The sequence below is a fragment of the Rhodanobacter sp. FW104-R8 genome (assembly GCF_001617365.1).
In the GTDB taxonomy this organism is placed as follows: Bacteria; Pseudomonadota; Gammaproteobacteria; order Xanthomonadales; family Rhodanobacteraceae; genus Rhodanobacter.
In genome coordinates this window covers 1-16,425 of the sequence record NZ_LVJR01000117.1, presented here as the reverse complement: position 1 = coordinate 16,425, position 16,425 = coordinate 1, and the positions used below count along the sequence as shown (strand labels likewise).

Genomic DNA, 16,425 nt, shown 5'->3' with positions numbered 1-16,425 from the left:
CGTGCCGGTGTAATGGACCGCAGCGGCGATTGTGCGCAGCGCCGGCGAAGCGGGGCGTGAAGGTTGCCGTGGACGGACTTCACGCGTGTTTAAGGCAACAAAAAGGCCGCGCTGCGGGCGCGGCCTCGGGCGACCGGGTAGCCGGGGAGCGGAACCTAGCGGCCTTCCTTCAGTGCGATCGCGTTGATCCCGGCGCCGGCCAGGCGCTGCTTGGTCGATTCCAGCTCGGTGGCCGAGCGGAACGGGCCCAGGCGCACCCGGTTGTAGGTCTGCCCGCCGATGCTGACCGACTGCACGTTGGCGACGAAGCCCTGCAGCGCGAGCTTCGCCTTCAGCGTTTCGGCGTCGGCGGCGTTCGGGAAGGCGCCGACCTGCAGCAGGTAGCCGCTGCCGGTCGCGGGTTGCGGCATGGCGCTGGCCGGTGCGGCGGTGACGTCCTGGGTGACCGTGGCCGGCGCGTTCGCCGGTGCCGCTGCCGGCGCGGCCCGCTGCGCCTGCAACTGCGCCGCCTGTTGCTGCTTCTGCTGCTGCTCGACGCGCGCCTGCGCGCTGATCTCGGCGTCGGGAATGCGTACTTCCTTCTCCGACAGCACCGAGTAGAAATCGAATTGCGGCTTCTTCGGCGCGTTGTCCCCGGCACCCGATTCGAGCATGCCTGGCGCGCTGCCGCGCTCGGCGGTGGCCTGCGGGTTCGCCTGCGGGCCGTCGCTCTTGCGCAGGCCCGTCAGCAGGCTGCCGCGCATCAACACCGCCATCAGGATCGCGCCGGCCACCAGGCCGATGACCGCGTAGCCCCAGCCCGGGAAACCGTTGCTGCCGTTGCGCACGGCCTGCCGGCCCCTGCCCTTGCGTGCTGCCATTACATCTTCTCCGGGGCGCCGAGGCCCAGCAAATCCAGACCATTCTTCAACACCTGGCGGGTCGCCACTACCAGCGCCAGGCGCGCGTTGCGCAGTGCGGCGTCCTCGACCAGGAACTGGTGCGAGTTGTAGTAGGTGTGGAACGCGTTGGCCAGCTCGCGCAGCCATGCCGCGACCAGGTGCGGCTCCAGGTTCGCCGCGGCGGCCTCGACCAGCTCGGGGTACTTCGACAGCTCGGTCAGCAGGATCTGCTCGTGCTCGTTGTCCAGCCGGGCCAGGTTGGCCAAGCCGTCGGCGAGGTCGACGGTGAAGCCCTTCTCCGGCGCCTGGCGCAGCACGCTGCAGACGCGGGCATGCGCGTACTGGATGTAGTACACCGGGTTGTCGTTCGACTGCGAGCGGGCCAGGTCGATGTCGAACACCAGCTGCGAATCGGACTTGCGCGAGATCAGGAAGTAGCGCGTGGCGTCCTTGCCGACCTCGTCGATTAGGTCGCGCAGGGTGACGTAGCTGCCGGCGCGCTTGGAGATCTTCACCTCCTCGCCGCCGCGCATCACCGTGACCATCTGGTACAGCATGTAGTCGGGGTAGCCCCTGGGAATCCCGCAATCGAGCGCCTGCAGGCCGGCCTTCACCCGCGCCAGCGAGCCGTGATGGTCCGAGCCCAGCACGGTGATGGCCTTGCCGTAGCCGCGCTGCCATTTCGACAGGTGGTAGGCCACGTCCGGCACGAAGTAGGTGTAGGTGCCGTCGGACTTGCGCATCACGCGGTCCTTGTCGTCGCCGAAATCGGTGGTGCGCAACCAGAGCGCGCCGCCTTCCTCGTAGGTATGGCCGTGCGCGATGAGTTCGCGCACGGTCTCCTCCACCTTGCCGTCGCTGTACAGCGAGGACTCCAGGAAATAGGTGTCGAAGCCCACGCCGAAGGCCTGCAGGTCCAGGTCCTGCTCGCGGCGTAGGTAGGCCACGGCGAAGTGGCGGATTGCGTCGAGGTTGTCCACGTCGCCGGCGCCGGTCACCGTCTCGCCGTCCGCCAGCACCGACTCGCGATCGAGGTAGGCGCGGGCCACGTCGGCGATGTAGTCGCCGCGGTAGCCATTCTCCGGCCAGTTGCTGTCGTCCGGCGTGATGCCGCGGGCTCGCGCCTGCACCGAGATCGCCAGGTTGGCGATCTGCACGCCGGCATCGTTGTAGTAGAACTCGCGCTTCACGTTCCAGCCGGTGGCGTCGAGCAGCCGGCTCAGGCAGTCGCCGATCGCCGCGTTGCGGCCGTGGCCCACGTGCAGCGGTCCGGTCGGGTTGGCCGAGACGAACTCCACGCCCACGGTCTTGCCGCGGCCGCTGACACTGCGCCCGTAGGCGTCGCCTTCGGCCAAGATCCGGCGTACTTCGGCGTGGTAGGCGCCCGACGCAAGGAAGAAGTTGATGAAGCCGGGGCCGGCGATCTCGACCTTCTCCACCAGCGTGTTCGCCGGCAGGGCGGCAACCAGTTTCTCGGCCAGTTCGCGCGGCTTGGCACGCGCCGTCCCTTCGACGGGGCTCAGGACATGCTTGGCCAGCAGCATCGCCACGTTGCTGGCGAAATCGCCATGCTCGCGGCTGCGCGCGCGCTCGATCACGAAACCGGGCAGGACCAGGTCGGCGGGCAAGGTGGCGGTGCCTTGCAGGGTCTGGATCGCCTGCAGCACCAGTTCGCGCAGCTGTTCTTTCACGGGTGGGGTCGGTTTCGTGATGGAACCGCCAATCCTAACAGACCGACCCGTGACGAAACGCGCCGTCATGGGCGGTGGCGATGCGGGTCAATGCGTTGATCCGGGTATGACCAAATTATGATGCGCCGCCGCGAGCCGGTCTGTGGATAAGTCTGTGGGGAAAGCGGCAAGCCATGATGCGGTACCGGCTTGCGGGCACCGATTATCCCGCGGCAAGAATAAATTATTGATTTAAATCAATCAGCTACATAATCAATCTAGAGTCGATGGGTGGATGGGCCTGGCAGGTGCCGGTGTTGTCGCTTTGTGCATAAGTTCCCGCGACTTGGCGACACTTCCGCTCAGTGCAGGCGTCATGCCTTCGTCATGCGGCACTGCGACACTGATCAGGCCGGGGCATGAACTCCCCTCCATGTCACGGCCCGGGGATGCCGCTCTCCCCCACCTCCCACAATCGGCCTCGCGGCGTGGCTCATGCCACGCCGTTTTTTTGTGGGGTGGCATTCAGAGCAGGCCGCGGGCGGCCATCGACACCGGCTCGCCGCTGCCGATCACCAGGTGGTCGAGCACGCGCACGCCGACCAGTTGCAACGCATCGCGCAATTCATGGGTGATCGCCCGGTCGGCGGCGCTCGGTTCGGCCACGCCGGAAGGATGGTTGTGGGCGAAGATCACCGCGCAGGCGTTGTGTTGCAGGCAGGCCCGCACCACCTCGCGCGGATGCACGCTGGCGCCGTCCACGGTGCCTCGGAACAGTTCCTCGAACGCCAGCACGCGGTGGCGGTTGTCCAGGTACAGGCAGCCGAACACCTCGTAGGGCAGGTGACGCAATTGCGCGCGCAGGTAGTTGCCGCTGTCGCGCGGGTTGCCCAGGCTGGGCTTCTCCAGCAGCTGTTCGGCCAGGCTGCGCCGGGCCAGTTCCAGCGCGGCGGCGATCCGCGCGCGCTTGGCCGGACCCAGTCCGCCGACGCGGATCGGCCGCTCGGGCCGGGCCAGCAGTGCGCCCAGGCTGCCGGCGTGGGCCAGCAGTTCACGGCCCAGCGCCAGCGCGTCCTTGCCGCGGCTGCCGTTGCCCAGCAGCACCGCCAGCAGCTCGGCGTCGGACAGCGCGCCGCAACCGCGTGCCAGCAATTTTTCGCGGGGGCGTTCCCCTTCGGGCCAGTGACGGATGCTCATGGCCGTACCGTGCCCGAGGCCGCCGTCGCCGGGCAGCGGTACGCGCGAACGAATCCGGTAAGCTACGTGTCTGCCCGATTGTCAGGCCCGCCCTACATGAGTCTTGCCCAACGCCGCATCCTGCTCGGAGTGTCGGGCGGCATCGCCGCCTACAAGTCCTGCGAACTGGTCCGCCGCCTGCGCGACCTCGGCGCCGAGGTGCGCGTGGTGATGACCGAGGGCGCCACCCGCTTCGTCAGCCCGACCACGTTCCAGGCGCTGTCCGGCCAGCCCGTGCGGGCGAGCCTGTGGGACGCGCAGGCCGAGGCGGCGATGGGGCATATCGAACTGGCGCGCTGGGCCGAACGGATCCTGGTGGCGCCGGCCAGCGCCGACCTGCTGGCGCGGCTGGCGCATGGCCTGGCCGATGACCTGCTGACCACCTTGTGCCTGGCCAGCGCCGCGCCGTTGTACCTGGCGCCGGCGATGAACCAGCAGATGTGGGCGCACCCGGCGGTGCAGGCGAACCTCGACACGCTGCGCCGGCATGGCGCGTTGATCCTCGGGCCGGCATCCGGCGACCAGGCCTGCGGCGACATCGGCAGCGGCCGCATGCTGGAGCCGCACGAGTTGCGCGACGCGCTGGTGGCCTCGTTCGGCGCTCGCTCGCTGGCCGGGCTGAAGGTGGTGGTCAGTGCCGGTCCCACCTACGAGGACATCGACCCGGTGCGCTTCATCGGCAACCGCAGCTCGGGGAAGATGGGTTTCGCGGTGGCCGCGGCTGCCGCGCAGGCTGGCGCCGAGGTGACCCTGGTGGCCGGGCCGGTGGGCCTGGCCACGCCGGCCGGCGTGGCGCGTCGCGTCGACGTGCGCAGCGCGGCGCAGATGCACGCGGCGGTGCTGCAGGCGGCAGCGCAGGCGGATATCTATATCGGCGCGGCGGCGGTCGGCGACTACCGCCCGCAGCAGGTATCCACGCAGAAGCTGAAGAAGCGCGACGGCGGCGACCTGGTGCTGCGCCTGGGCGAGAATCCGGACATCCTGGCCAGCCTCTCGGCGCAAACCGCGCACCCGTTCCTGGTCGGATTCGCCGCAGAGACGCATGATGTGGCGGGTTATGCGCAGGACAAGCTGCAGCGCAAGGGGCTGGACATGATCGCGGCAAACCAGGTGGGCGACGGCCTCGGTTTCGAGGCTGCCGACAATGCGTTGACCCTGTACTGGGCCGGCGGTGCGGTGGAGCTGCCGCGCGCGGCCAAGCCCGAGCTGGCATGCCAGCTGGTTGCCCACGTGGCCGAGCGCTACCGGGCGACGCGCGGATGACGATCGATGTCGAGCTGAAGATCCTCGATGCGCGCCTGGGCGACAGCATTCCGCTGCCGCAGGCTGCCACCGCCGGCAGTGCCGGCATGGACCTGCGCGCCGCGCTGGAGCAGCCGCTGACATTGCAACCAGGCGAGAGTGCGCTGGTGCCCAGCGGCATCGCCATCCACATCGGCGATCCGGGCTGGTGCGCGCTGGTCGTGCCGCGCTCGGGGCTGGGCCACAAGCATGGGCTGGTGATGGGCAACCTGGTCGGCGTGATCGACGCCGACTACCAGGGGCCCCTGATGATTTCGTGCTGGAACCGCGGCAGCCGGGCGTACACCATCGCCGTGGGCGACCGCATCGCCCAGCTGCTGCTGGTGCCGGTGGCACAGGCGCGGCTGAACATCGTGGCCGATTTCGCGCCGAGCGCACGCGGCAGCGGCGGGTTCGGCTCGACCGGCGTCCAATAATCGGGGGTCGGCCCGGCAGCAGCGGTCCGGCCTGAAGTACAGCCGCGGGGGCGGGTATGGCGTTGAACATCGGCAAAGAACGGCTGCGGGGCTTCCAGGTCGACTGGCGGGACCTGCTGCCCCTGGCTGGCGGCACCGCCCTGCTGTTGCTGGGGCTGTTCTGCGCCTGGCAGACCTGGCTGATCGCCGACGAAGGCGACGCGGTCCGGCAGGTACACCTGGCCCAGGACGAGGCGGTCAAGGCGCTGTCCGAGGAAATCGCCGGCCAGCGCGCCGCGGTCGAGAAGGTGCTCGCCTCGGTGGATCCGGCGACGCTGATGAGCGCCCCGGCGCAATCCGCCGCGGCGCTGCGTCAGCGCCTGCCGCAGGTGAAAAAGCTGGAGCTGTACAGCGGCGACCTGGGCGAGGTGCTGCACGCCAACTATCGCGTGTTCGGCTATGCCAAGGCGGCTCAGCTGATGGGGGCGCAGAGTGCCGATGGGATCCCGCCGGTGCAGAGCGTCTCCTATGGCAGCGGCGACCGTCGGCTGAGTCTGGTGATTCCGCTGGGGCCGCCGCAGCAGGCCCAGGCCTGGGCCTGGATCGAATTGCCGTTCGCGCCGCTGAAGCAGCGTTTCGATGCGGTTTCCCCGGCCGGCGGCCGGCTCGACCTGCGCCAGGGCGACGATCGCGGCAACGTGCAGCTGTATTCGCATGGCGCGGCTTCGGCCGAGGCCGAGGCGGTCGGCAAGCCGGTTCCCGGCAGCGCGTTCAGCGTGGGCGCCGGCCTGCCGGGCGCCTTCATCGTATTGCCGCGGTCGTGGCTGCTGGGCGGGTTGCTGGCCTTGCTCGGCCTTGGCGGCGGCATCCACCTGCTGCGTCTGCGCCTGCGCTGGAAAGCGGAGCCGGAGGCCGAGGAGCCCGATGTGCCGCTGCCGGCCCGCCAGGCCGCTCCGGCCCGGGTCAAGCCGCCGGAGCTGCCGCCCGCGCCGCCGGTCGCCGCGCCGGCCAGCATGGATCCGAGCATCTTCCGCGCCTACGACGTGCGCGGCGTGGTCGGCAAGAGCCTGAACCGCGACGTGGCACGGGTACTGGGTCAGTCGATCGGCACCTTGATGGGCGAGAAGGGTCTGCGCGAGATCGTGGTGGGCCGCGACGGCCGCTTGTCCGGACCCGAGCTGGCCGGTGCGCTGGCCGAGGGCCTGCGCGAGGCCGGCGTCGACGTGATCGACATCGGCGCGGTGCCGACCCCGGTGGTGTACTACGCCGCCTACCGCTTCAACACCGGCTGCGGCGTGGCGGTCACCGGCAGCCACAACCCGCCGGACTACAACGGCTTCAAGATCGTGGTCGGCGGCGAGACGCTGTCCGAAGGCGCGATCCAGGACCTGTATCAGCGCATCGCCAGCGGCGCGCTGGCCGGCGGTGGCGGCGGCAGCGTGCGCCAGGTCGACGTGGTGCCGGACTATATCGAGAAGATCGTCTCCGACGTGCTGGCCGAGCGCCGCCTGAAGGTGGTGGTCGACTGCGGCAACGGCATTCCCGGCGCGATCGCGCCGCAACTGCTGGAAGGCGTCGGCTGCGAGGTGGTGCCGCTGTACTGCGACGTCGACGGCACCTTCCCCAACCATCACCCGGATCCGTCCGACCCGCACAACCTGGAGGACCTGGTCCACGCCGTGCGGCAGACCGGCGCCGATCTCGGCCTGGCGTTCGACGGCGACGGCGACCGGCTCGGCGTGGTCAGCCGTTCCGGCGAGATCGTCTATCCGGACCGCCTGCTGATGCTGTTCGCGCGCGACGTACTGTCGCGCCAGCCCGGTGCCACGGTCATCTATGACGTGAAGTGCACCAGCCACCTGAAGGGGCAGATCCTGGACGCCGGCGGCAGCCCGCTGATGTGGCGCACCGGGCATTCGCTGATCAAGGCGAAGATGCGCGAGACCGGCGCCGAGCTGGCCGGCGAGATGAGCGGGCACTTCTTCTTCAAGGAGCGCTGGTACGGCTTCGACGACGGCATCTACGCCGCCGCGCGGCTGCTGGAGATCCTCGCCGGCGACCTGGAGGGGCGCAGCGCGGAGGAGATCTTCGCCACCCTGCCCAAGAGCACCTCCACGCCGGAACTGAAGGTCGAGCTGGCCGAGGGCGAGCACTACCGCTTCATGGACAAGCTGCGCCAGCAGGCCAGCTTCGAGGGCGCCAGCCTGATCACTATCGACGGCCTGCGCGCGGACTGGCCGGACGGCTGGGGCCTGGTGCGCGCGTCGAACACCACGCCGGTGCTGGTGCTGCGGTTCGAAGCGGACAACCCGGCTGCGCTGAAGCGGATCCAGCAGGTCTTCCGCAGGCAGCTGCTGGCGGTGGACGCCACGCTGAATCTGCCCTTCTGAAAAGCCGCGGACCCCGCCGTCGCCGGGGCCCGCGCGAATGCGCCCGCTTGCCGCTGCGGAAGACAGGCTCGTGCGTGGACGGGAATACGCCCGTCGCGTCATGGCGGGAGAGGCGCCTCGCCGCGGCCGGTTCCGTGGCGGACGTTACTGTGCCGGCTGCGCCTGGGCTGCCTTGAGTTCGCGGTAATGCGCCCGCTGCTTGGCCTGCGACTGCACGGTCTGTTCCCGCAAGGCCTGCTGGCGGCGCAGCGTAGTGCGCTGCCCGGCGACCACGTTGCGCTGCTGGGCGATGCTGTCGGCGAGGGTCTTGGGCACCGCGTCCTTGGCGTTCTCGATATCGGCCGCGCGGCCGAGCAGGTCGGTCAGCGCCTTCTCCTGGCTGCGCAGGTTGATCTGGGTGGTGTGGATCTGCTGGTCGATGGTGTCCAGCACCTGCTGCAGCGAGATCTTGTATGACTCCTCGTCCGGGTAGGCCGACAGCATCTGGGCATCGGCATTCGCCTGCTCCTGCGCGGCCCGCTGCCTGGCGGCCTGTTCGGCGGCCAGCTTGTTGGCGGCGGCGCGTTCCTCGGCGGTCAGCTGACGCGGCACGTGCTGCACCACCATGCCGTGGTCGTTGACCAGGTCATAGCCGTACTTCATCGCCTCGGCGGTGAGGCTGTCGCTGAAATGCATCAGGCCCTGGGCGTCATGCCACTTGTAGCGGATGTTGCCGCTGTTCTGTGCGCGCACGGACAGGCTGGCGAGCAGCATGGCGGCAGCGGCGATGAGCAAGGTATTACGCATGAACTCCCCCTTGGAAGGCCAAGTATAGCCGCCGTCATCGCGCTGCCTACCGCGGTGCCGGCGGCGATGATCGCCACTGTGACCGGGTTCGCTGGAGTGCGCCGGCCGGAAGCCGGGATCAGCGCCGGACGCCGTAGCGTTCGCGGTAGGCCAGCAGGCGGGCGTGTTCGGCCGCCAGTTGCGGCCGTTCGCCGGCATATGCCAGCACGTCGTCGAGGCTGGTGATCGCGATCACCGGGATGCCGTAGTCGGCCGCCAGCTCCTGCGCGGCGGAGCGCTCGCCCTGCCCGCGCTCCTGCCGGTCCAGCGCGATCAGCACGCCGGCCGGGCTGGCGCCATGGGCGCGGATCAGCGCCAGCGACTCGCGCACCGCGGTGCCGGCGGTCATCACATCGTCCACGATCAGCACCCGGCCCTCCAGAGGTGCACCGACCAGCACCCCACCCTCGCCGTGATCCTTCGCCTCCTTGCGGTTGTATGCCCACGGCAGGTCACGGCCGTGGCCATCGGCCAGCGCAATGGCAGTGGCGGCGGCCAGCGCGATGCCCTTGTAGGCCGGGCCGAACAGCATGTCGACGGCGATGCCGGAGTTCATCACGGCGGCGGCGTAGGCGCGGCCGAGCTGGGCCAGCGCAGCGCCCGAGTCGATCCGGCCCATGTTGAAGAAGTACGGGCTCTGGCGGCCGGATTTCAGGGTGAATTCGCCGAAGCGCAGCACCTCGCGGCGCAGGGTGAGTTCGATGAAGTCGCGCTGGTAGTCGTGCACGGAAAATCTCGCAAACGGTGGAAGTCGGGCCGCGACAGCGGGCGCTGCGGGCCGGCACGGCCGCCATGGTACAGCCGTCGCGGACGAAGCCGGCGCTGGCGCCCGCGCGGAGGACGGACCGGGCCGGTATGGTTGCTATGATGATCCGCCGCCCGAGGAGTTCGCATGCGCATCATCAGCTTCAATGCCAACGGCATTCGTTCGGCCGCCAGCAAAGGCGTGTTCGAGTGGCTGCGGCGTCAGCGCGCCGACGTGGTCTGCCTGCAGGAGACCAAGGCGCAGGAAGGCCAGCTCACCGACCCGATGTTCCGCCCCGACGGCCATCACTGCTTCTATCGCGACGCGACCAGCAAGAAGGGCTACAGCGGCGTGGCGATCTACGCCAGGCGCGAGCCCGACCAGGTACTCACCGGACTGGGCTGGGACGAGTTCGACAACGAGGGGCGCTACATCGAGGCGCGCTTCGGCCAGCTCAGCGTGGTCTCGCTGTACTTCCCGTCCGGCTCCTCCGGCGACGAGCGCCAGCAGTTCAAGTTCAAGGCGATGGAGTGGATCACGCCGATCTTCGATGCGTGGCTGAAGAGCGGCCGCGACTACGTGATCTGCGGCGACTGGAACATCGTGCACACCAAGAACGACATCAAGAACTGGAGTTCCAACCAGAAGAATTCCGGCTGCCTGCCGGAAGAGCGCGCATGGCTGGACCTGCTGTTCCGCGAGCGCGGCTGGGTAGACAGTTTCCGCGCGATCAAGCCGGACGCGGTCGAATACACCTGGTGGTCGAACCGCGGCCAGGCGCGGGCGAACAATGTGGGGTGGCGCATCGACTACCAGGTCGTCTCGCCAAGCTTGCGCGAGCGCCTGAAGGCCTGCTCGATCTACCGCGACGAGCGCTTCTCCGACCACGCGCCATATACCGTCGACTATGCCGACTGAGCCGCTGGCGCGTAAGCCGGCGAAGCCGTCGGTATGGCGGGCGTTCGCCCAACCGGCGGCGTGGACGATGTTCCTGTTCGGCTTCTCCTCCGGCCTGCCGTTCCTGCTGGTGGCCGGCACGCTGGCGTACTGGCTGAAGGAAAACGGCATCGAGCTGAAAGACATCACGATGATCGCCAGTGCCGGCATGACCTATGCGTTCAAGTTCGTGTGGGCACCGCTGCTCGACCATGGGCGGATCCCCGGCTTCGGCCGCCTCGGCCAGCGCCGCGGCTGGCTGCTGTTCGCGCAACTGGGCGTGACCGCGGGCCTGATTGCGATGGCCGTGCTGACTCCGCAGCAGCTGGTGCCGTTCGTCGCCGCCACGCTGGCGGTGGCGTTTTTCGGCGCCACCCAGGACATCGCGGTGGATGCCTATCGCATCGAGATCGCACCGATCGAGGCGCAGGGCGCGCTGGTGGCCACCTACTCGCTCGGCTACCGCATCGGCCTGCTGCTGGCCGGTGCGGTGGCGCTGATCCTGGCCGACCACCTGCCGTGGCGGCTGGTCTACGCGCTGATGGCGCTGGCGATGGCGGTGCCGCTGGCGACCACGCTGGTCGCGCGCGAGCCGGAGGTGCTGCGGGTACGGGCCACGTGCTGGCGCGATGCGATGCGCGAGAGCGTGATCGATCCGTTCGCCGATTTCTTCCGCCGCTACGGCTGGGTTCTGGCCGGCGTGACGCTGCTGTTCCTGCTGCTGTTCAAGATACCCGAGCAGGCCACGATCGGCGGCATCATGAGCCCGTTCTACCGCGACATGGGTTTCTCCAAGACCGAGATCGGCACGATCACCAAGATCTACGGGATCTGGATCGGCATCGTCGGCGTGTTCCTCGGCGGTGCCGCGGTGGCACGCTGGGGCGCGTGGCGCCCGCTCGGCGCCACCATCGTGCTGTGTGGCTGCAGCAACCTGCTGTACCTGCTGCTGATCGACCATCCGGGCGACCTGCTGGTGCTGACCCTGGTGATCTCCGGCGAGAACCTTACCCTGGGCATGCTGGGGCCGCCGACGGTGGCGTTCCTCTCCTCGCTGGTCAACCGCCAGCACACCGCCACCCAGTACGCGCTGCTGAGCTCGCTGGTCAACCTGCCCGGCAAGCTGCTCGGCTTCTTCGCCGGCGGCATCGCCACCGCCACCGGCTACGGCGGCTACTTCGTCATCACGGTGCTGGCGGTGCTGCCGTCGGTGCTGCTGTTCGCCGGCCTGTGGCGATACTTCCGCGGCGAAGAGCGTGCGCGTGCGGCGGCGGAAGGCGCCGCCTAGGTCGTCGATGGCCGGGCGTGGCTGCGTTCACAGCGGAATTGCCAAGTCGGCCACGAAATCGTCATCGCGGTGTGTACCGCGGCGGCGGTTGTGCAAGGATCCGCGACACAGGGCATGTGTAACACGGAGTGACGCTTATGCCGGACATGATCCTGCAGCATATCGACAGCCTGCTCGTCGAGCGCATCAGGTCGCTGGCCAGGGATCGCCAGTGCTCGATCAATGACGTGATGCTGCACGCCCTGCGCTGCGGCCTGGGCATCTCGGCCGCGCAGCAATTCAGCGAGAGTCTGCGTGACCCCGATGCACTGGCGGTCCTCGATGGCGATTGGGAGGCCGCGGAACAGGGGGTGTTCCAGGAAGCGTTGCGCGCGCTGGCGCAGACCCGGCCGACTCAACTGGCGCCGGAAAGCATCGGCTATGCCGGGCGCGCGGCGGGCGCGGAATAGATCGCACCCAGCACCCGCGGCCCGCGGGCGCCGGTCACCGTCGGCAGGTTGCCGGGCAGGCCGAGCAGGCGCTGCCGCGCCAGCCAGGCGAACGCGGTGGCTTCGAGGAAGTCCGGGTCGATGCCGTAGCGCGAGGTGCCCAGCAACACACGCGGCGCCAGCAGTTCGCCAAGGCGGTGCATCAGCGCATTGTTGTGCACGCCGCCGCCGCAGGCCAGCACCTCCTGCGCCTGCGGCGCGTGCCGGGCGATCGCCGAGGCGATGCTGCGCGCGGTGAGCTCCAGCAGCGTCGCCTGCACGTCGGCCGGGTCCAGCGTGGCGCGCGGTGCGCGCGCGGCCAGCCAGTCCAGATGGAAGTATTCGCGCCCGGTGCTCTTCGGCGGCGGCAGCGCGAAGTAGGGATCGGCCAGCAACGCATCGAGCAGGCCGGCGTCGACGCGGCCGCTGGCGGCATACGCGCCAGCGCGATCGAACGGTTCGCCGCGCTGGCGCAGGCACCAGGCGTCGAGCAGGCCGTTGGCCGGGCCGGTATCGAAGCCGAACACGCTGCCGTCGGCGCCCAGCGCGGTGATGTTGGCGATGCCGCCGAGGTTGAGCACCACCCGTGCATGCCCTGGGCGCGCCAGCAGCATCGCATGCAGCGCCGGCAGCAGCGGCGCGCCCTGCCCGCCTGCCGCGACGTCGGCACGGCGGAAATCCGCCACCACGTCGATGCCGCAGCGTTCGGCGATCACGCTGGGGTCGCCCAGCTGCAGGGTGAACGGGTATTCGCCGGTGGGGCGATGGCGCAGCGTCTGGCCGTGTGAACCTATCGCGCGGACGGCCGCTGCCGGCGTGCCGCTGCGCTCGAGCAGTTGTGTCGCGGCATCGGCGAAGCAGTGGCCGATCTGGACGTCCAGCCGTCCGAATGCATCCAGGTCGAGTGCGCCCTCGCCCTGGGCCAGCGCGAGCATCCGGCTGCGTAGATCCTCCGGCCAGGGGTGCGCGTGACTCGCCTGCAGTTGCGGTACGCCGCGACTGAAGCCGATCAGTGCGGCATCGATGCTGTCGGCGCTGGTGCCGGAGATCAGCCCGATGTAAAGCGCAGAGGCGTCATCCATGCGCGGCGGGCGCTCAGTTGTCGTGGTTGGCCGGGGCGCCGGTGCGCGCCAGCCTGATGCGTGCGTCCAGCTCAGTCAGTCGCGCCAGCTGCGGCTTCACCACCTCGGCCTTGAAGCGCGCCATCTGCGCGGCGGGCAGCGGCTCGGGCTTGGGCAGGGTCACCGTCTGCGGGTTGCGCTGCGCGCCATTGACGCGGAATTCGTAGTGCAGGTGCGGGCCGGTGGCCAGGCCGGTCATGCCGACGTAGCCGATCACCTCTCCCTGGCGCACGCGCTCGCCCACGCGCTGGCCTTTCACGAAGCGCGACATGTGGCCGTAGGCGGTGCTGATGCTGCTGTTGTGCTGGATAACCACGAAATTGCCGTAGCCGCGTTCCCAGCCGTGGAACTTGATCACGCCGTCGCCGGCGGCATGGATCGGGGTGCCGCTGGGCGCGGCGTAGTCGACGCCCTTGTGCGCCCGCATGCGGCCGAGGATCGGGTGCATGCGCGCGACGCTGAACTGCGAGGAGATGCGGGTGAAGTCGACCGGGATGCGCAGGAACGATTTCTGGATCGGCCGGCCGTCCTCGCTGTACCAGCCGTAGCTGCCGTCGGCCTTCCTGAAGCGGTAGGCGGTATAGCGCTTGCCCTGGTTGATGAACTCCGCCGCGATGATGTTGCCCTGGCCGTAGCGCACGCCGTCGCGATAGATGTCGTCGTAGATCACCGTGAAGCTGTCGCCCTCGCGCAGGTCCTGCACGAAGTCGATGTCGTACTTGAACAGGTCGGCGAGCTTGCCCACCATCGCCGCGTCCATGCCGGCCTGGTCGCCGGCGGCGTACAGGCTGCTGCGGATCACGCCGTGCGCCACCTGTTCGCGCAGGTCCATGTCGCGTTGCTGGACGGCCACGGTGGGTTGCGTGCCGTCGAAGCGGACCGTCGCGCGGCTGGCCTGGTCGCGGTCGAAGCGGAAGCCGTTGAGGCTGCCGTCGGCGCCGAGCAGGAAGTCGAATTCCTCCCCCGGGCGGATGCTGTGCAGCGCGGATCGGGCGTCACCGGCGGCGTCCAGCACCTTCTGCAGGTCGGCCATGCCGAGGCCACGCGCGGTGAAGATATCCGACAGCGTCTGGCCGGGCTGCACCCGTACCACCTGCCATTCGTCGACGGTGGCGGCCGAGGCATCCGGCGGTGCGACCTTGGGCAACGCCAGCGGCAGCAACGAATGCAGTTCCGGCGCGGGAGCGGGGCGCATGGCGCTGGCCCAGGCGGGCATGATGAAGCCGGACAACAGGGTGATCAGCAGCGCGGTGCCGGCGAGCACCAGTCGCTCGCGGTGCCAGCGGATCGGTTCGACTTCGCCCGAACGGTTGAACGACCAGTGCGCGCAACGCTCGTAGAAACGGGAGTGGCGACGCAGCGTTTTGCGGCAGATCGCCTGCCTGCGGGCTTGCCGCGCCCCCTGATTTTCTTCTGCCATGCCGTACGCGCCCCGCGATACAAAGTCGCAAACTGCGCGTACCATAACGGTCATGTGTAAATGGCGTCAACGCCTTTTCCATCAAGGGTTTGCGCGATATTCCCGGTTAACGCACAATTAACGCCGACAGCGCAGTCACAATCCCGACTGCTGCCCGTCATCGTCATCCTCCAGAGAGAAATGCATGAGCGAGTTCGACCAGGCGCTGGCCACGATTGCGCGCGGCGCCGACGAAATCATCAAGCGGGAAGACCTGGCCGAACGGCTGAAGGGCGGTCGCCCGTTGCGGGTCAAGGCGGGCTTCGATCCGACCGCACCGGACCTGCACCTGGGCCACACCGTGCTGCTGAACAAGATGCGCCAGTTCCAGAACCTGGGCCACCAGGTAATCTTCCTGATCGGTGACTTCACCGGCATGATCGGCGACCCCACCGGCAAGAACGTCACCCGCAAGCCGCTTACCCGCGAGGATGTGCTGGCCAACGCCGAGACCTATGCCGAGCAGGTCTACAAGGTGCTCGATCGCGAGAAGACCGAACTGCGCTTCAACTCCGAGTGGTTCGGCAAGATGAATGCGGCCGACATGATCAAGCTCGCCGCCCAGCACACCGTGGCGCGCATGCTTGAGCGCGACGATTTCACCAAGCGCTACGCGGCGCAGCAGCCGATCGCGATCCATGAATTCCTGTATCCGCTGGTGCAGGGCTACGACTCGGTGGCGTTGAAGGCGGACGTGGAGCTGGGCGGCACCGACCAGAAGTTCAACCTGCTGATGGGCCGCGCGCTGCAGGAGCATCACGGCCAGTCGCCGCAGATCGTGCTGACCATGCCGCTGCTGGAAGGCCTGGACGGCGTGAACAAGATGTCCAAGTCGCTAGGCAACTACATCGGCATCAACGAGCCGGCGATCGACATCGTCACCAAGACCATGAAGATCGGCGACGAGCTGATGTGGCGCTGGTTCGAGCTGCTCAGCTTCGAGGTGACGCTGGACGAGCTGGCGCGGATGAAGCGGGATGTGGCCGGCGGCACACTCAACCCGCGCGACGCCAAGCTGCGGCTGGCGCGCGAACTGGCCACGCGCTTCCACGATGCGGCCGCCGCCGAGCAGGCGATCGCCGGCTGGCAGGCGGTGGTGCGAGGCGAAGGCGATACCTCGCTGCTGCCGCAGGCGGACATCGCGGTGCCCGCCGAGGGCATCCGTCTGGCCGCTCTGCTGACTGCGGCCGGTCTCACCGCGAGCAACTCCGAGGCGAACCGCAAGCTGAAGGAGCGTGCCGTGCGCATCGACGCGGATGTCGTCGAGGATGCGCAGCGCGTCTTTGGCGCCGGCTTCGAGGGCGTGCTGCAGGTGGGCAAGCGGAATTTCGCTCGCGTCCGGCTCGTCTCCGCCTGAACCGTGGGTTGATCCGGCGCCGCCCGCCCGGGCTGGCGTGCCTGCCGGCACAGGGAAAATCTCGCGACGACTCAGCCGTTTGCAACACTTGCGCGAGATTCTTCTGAAGAAACGCTTGCCAAAATAATCCCACGTCGTATTATTCGCGCCCCGCAGTCGCCCAACGTCGTCAGACGAGCTGACGGGGCATCGAAGAAGCTTCTTCTGAGGTGTTGACGGACGTAAAAAGCGATGTAGAATGGGCGGCTCACCCGGGACGAAAGGTCTCGGAGCGATCCCCGAAAGGGTGGTCGATGCGGTGAAGATCTTTGACAGTGTGCGCAGGTGAATTGTGTGGACGTCTTGTGCTGGAG

14 protein-coding genes are annotated in these 16,425 nt (G+C 68.6%); 7 read left to right on the top strand and 7 right to left on the bottom strand.

All coding sequences use genetic code 11. The features are described 5' to 3' along the window. Nucleotides 1–155: 155 nt before the first annotated feature. The 3 genes from RHOFW104R8_RS15185 to radC all read right to left on the bottom strand — a co-directional run bounded on the left by RHOFW104R8_RS15185 (nt 156) and on the right by radC (nt 3,748). A complete protein-coding gene (locus RHOFW104R8_RS15185) occupies nt 156–860 on the bottom strand; it encodes an SPOR domain-containing protein (protein WP_068096322.1) in 705 nt (234 codons plus the stop codon). Then, entirely contained in the window at nt 860–2,572 is a 1,713-nt protein-coding gene (argS, locus tag RHOFW104R8_RS15180) for an arginine--tRNA ligase (protein ID WP_068096320.1), read from the bottom strand. The genes RHOFW104R8_RS15185 and argS overlap by 1 nt, the downstream gene beginning before the upstream one ends. A 504-nt stretch (nt 2,573–3,076) precedes the next feature. Then, nucleotides 3,077–3,748 (bottom strand): DNA repair protein RadC, encoded by a 672-nt coding sequence (radC, locus tag RHOFW104R8_RS15175; RefSeq protein WP_068096319.1) that lies wholly within the window; start codon nt 3,746–3,748, stop codon nt 3,077–3,079. Between the two features lie 96 nt (nt 3,749–3,844). Here radC and coaBC point away from each other — a divergent pair, with 96 nt between their 5' ends. The 3 genes from coaBC to RHOFW104R8_RS17915 are packed head-to-tail and all read left to right on the top strand — an operon-like array spanning nt 3,845 to nt 7,874. Then, entirely contained in the window at nt 3,845–5,050 is a 1,206-nt protein-coding gene (coaBC, locus tag RHOFW104R8_RS15170; protein WP_068096318.1) for a bifunctional phosphopantothenoylcysteine decarboxylase/phosphopantothenate--cysteine ligase CoaBC, read from the top strand. Next, nucleotides 5,047–5,505, top strand: a complete 459-nt coding sequence (gene dut, locus RHOFW104R8_RS15165) for a dUTP diphosphatase (RefSeq protein ID WP_068096317.1) — start codon at nt 5,047–5,049, stop codon at nt 5,503–5,505. The genes coaBC and dut overlap by 4 nt, the downstream gene beginning before the upstream one ends. A gap of 56 nt (nt 5,506–5,561) precedes the next feature. Next, on the top strand, nt 5,562–7,874 hold the full coding sequence (locus RHOFW104R8_RS17915) for a phosphomannomutase/phosphoglucomutase (RefSeq protein WP_068096315.1): 2,313 nt from the start codon (nt 5,562–5,564) through the stop codon (nt 7,872–7,874). Nucleotides 7,875–8,018: 144 nt separating this feature from the next. Here RHOFW104R8_RS17915 and RHOFW104R8_RS15155 read toward each other — a convergent pair whose 3' ends face one another. Both RHOFW104R8_RS15155 and pyrE read right to left on the bottom strand, forming a co-directional pair. Beyond that, nucleotides 8,019–8,660, bottom strand: a complete 642-nt coding sequence (locus tag RHOFW104R8_RS15155) for a DUF4124 domain-containing protein (RefSeq protein WP_068096313.1) — start codon at nt 8,658–8,660, stop codon at nt 8,019–8,021. Nucleotides 8,661–8,778: 118 nt separating this feature from the next. Continuing rightward, a complete protein-coding gene (gene pyrE / locus RHOFW104R8_RS15150) occupies nt 8,779–9,426 on the bottom strand; it encodes an orotate phosphoribosyltransferase (RefSeq protein ID WP_068096308.1) in 648 nt (215 codons plus the stop codon). Nucleotides 9,427–9,591: 165 nt separating this feature from the next. Between pyrE and RHOFW104R8_RS15145 the strand changes: the two genes are divergently transcribed. From RHOFW104R8_RS15145 to RHOFW104R8_RS15135, 3 genes are all read left to right on the top strand, one after another. Next, nucleotides 9,592–10,362, top strand: a complete 771-nt coding sequence (locus RHOFW104R8_RS15145; RefSeq protein ID WP_068096307.1) for an exodeoxyribonuclease III — start codon at nt 9,592–9,594, stop codon at nt 10,360–10,362. Further along, nucleotides 10,352–11,668, top strand: coding sequence for an AmpG family muropeptide MFS transporter (locus RHOFW104R8_RS15140; protein ID WP_235604456.1), 1,317 nt, complete (start codon nt 10,352–10,354; stop codon nt 11,666–11,668). The genes RHOFW104R8_RS15145 and RHOFW104R8_RS15140 overlap by 11 nt, the downstream gene beginning before the upstream one ends. 137 nt (nt 11,669–11,805) lie before the next feature. Then, on the top strand, nt 11,806–12,117 hold the full coding sequence (locus tag RHOFW104R8_RS15135) for a hypothetical protein (protein WP_068096304.1): 312 nt from the start codon (nt 11,806–11,808) through the stop codon (nt 12,115–12,117). Here the strand turns inward: RHOFW104R8_RS15135 and RHOFW104R8_RS15130 are convergent. Both RHOFW104R8_RS15130 and RHOFW104R8_RS15125 read right to left on the bottom strand, forming a co-directional pair. Then, entirely contained in the window at nt 12,087–13,217 is a 1,131-nt protein-coding gene (locus RHOFW104R8_RS15130) for an anhydro-N-acetylmuramic acid kinase (RefSeq protein WP_068096302.1), read from the bottom strand. The genes RHOFW104R8_RS15135 and RHOFW104R8_RS15130 overlap by 31 nt on opposite strands. 13 nt (nt 13,218–13,230) lie before the next feature. After that, nucleotides 13,231–14,676 (bottom strand): OapA family protein, encoded by a 1,446-nt coding sequence (locus RHOFW104R8_RS15125; RefSeq protein WP_068096300.1) that lies wholly within the window; start codon nt 14,674–14,676, stop codon nt 13,231–13,233. A gap of 184 nt (nt 14,677–14,860) precedes the next feature. Between RHOFW104R8_RS15125 and tyrS the strand changes: the two genes are divergently transcribed. Continuing rightward, nucleotides 14,861–16,072, top strand: a complete 1,212-nt coding sequence (tyrS, locus tag RHOFW104R8_RS15120; RefSeq protein WP_068096298.1) for a tyrosine--tRNA ligase — start codon at nt 14,861–14,863, stop codon at nt 16,070–16,072. The last annotated feature ends 353 nt before the right edge of the window (nt 16,073–16,425 follow it).

Excerpts from the sequence above, each read along its gene's own strand:
- RHOFW104R8_RS15185 (WP_068096322.1), bottom strand. The coding sequence starts at position 860 with ATGGCAGCACGCAAGGGCAGGGGCCGGCAGGCCGTGCGCAACGGCAGC.
- radC (WP_068096319.1), bottom strand. The coding sequence starts at position 3,748 with ATGAGCATCCGTCACTGGCCCGAAGGGGAACGCCCCCGCGAAAAATTG.
- coaBC (WP_068096318.1), top strand. The coding sequence starts at position 3,845 with ATGAGTCTTGCCCAACGCCGCATCCTGCTCGGAGTGTCGGGCGGCATC.
- dut (WP_068096317.1), top strand. The coding sequence starts at position 5,047 with ATGACGATCGATGTCGAGCTGAAGATCCTCGATGCGCGCCTGGGCGAC.
- RHOFW104R8_RS17915 (WP_068096315.1), top strand. The coding sequence starts at position 5,562 with ATGGCGTTGAACATCGGCAAAGAACGGCTGCGGGGCTTCCAGGTCGAC.
- RHOFW104R8_RS15155 (WP_068096313.1), bottom strand. The coding sequence starts at position 8,660 with ATGCGTAATACCTTGCTCATCGCCGCTGCCGCCATGCTGCTCGCCAGC.
- RHOFW104R8_RS15145 (WP_068096307.1), top strand. The coding sequence starts at position 9,592 with ATGCGCATCATCAGCTTCAATGCCAACGGCATTCGTTCGGCCGCCAGC.
- RHOFW104R8_RS15140 (WP_235604456.1), top strand. The coding sequence starts at position 10,352 with ATGCCGACTGAGCCGCTGGCGCGTAAGCCGGCGAAGCCGTCGGTATGG.
- RHOFW104R8_RS15135 (WP_068096304.1), top strand. The coding sequence starts at position 11,806 with ATGCCGGACATGATCCTGCAGCATATCGACAGCCTGCTCGTCGAGCGC.
- RHOFW104R8_RS15130 (WP_068096302.1), bottom strand. The coding sequence starts at position 13,217 with ATGGATGACGCCTCTGCGCTTTACATCGGGCTGATCTCCGGCACCAGC.
- RHOFW104R8_RS15125 (WP_068096300.1), bottom strand. The coding sequence starts at position 14,676 with ATGGCAGAAGAAAATCAGGGGGCGCGGCAAGCCCGCAGGCAGGCGATC.
- tyrS (WP_068096298.1), top strand. The coding sequence starts at position 14,861 with ATGAGCGAGTTCGACCAGGCGCTGGCCACGATTGCGCGCGGCGCCGAC.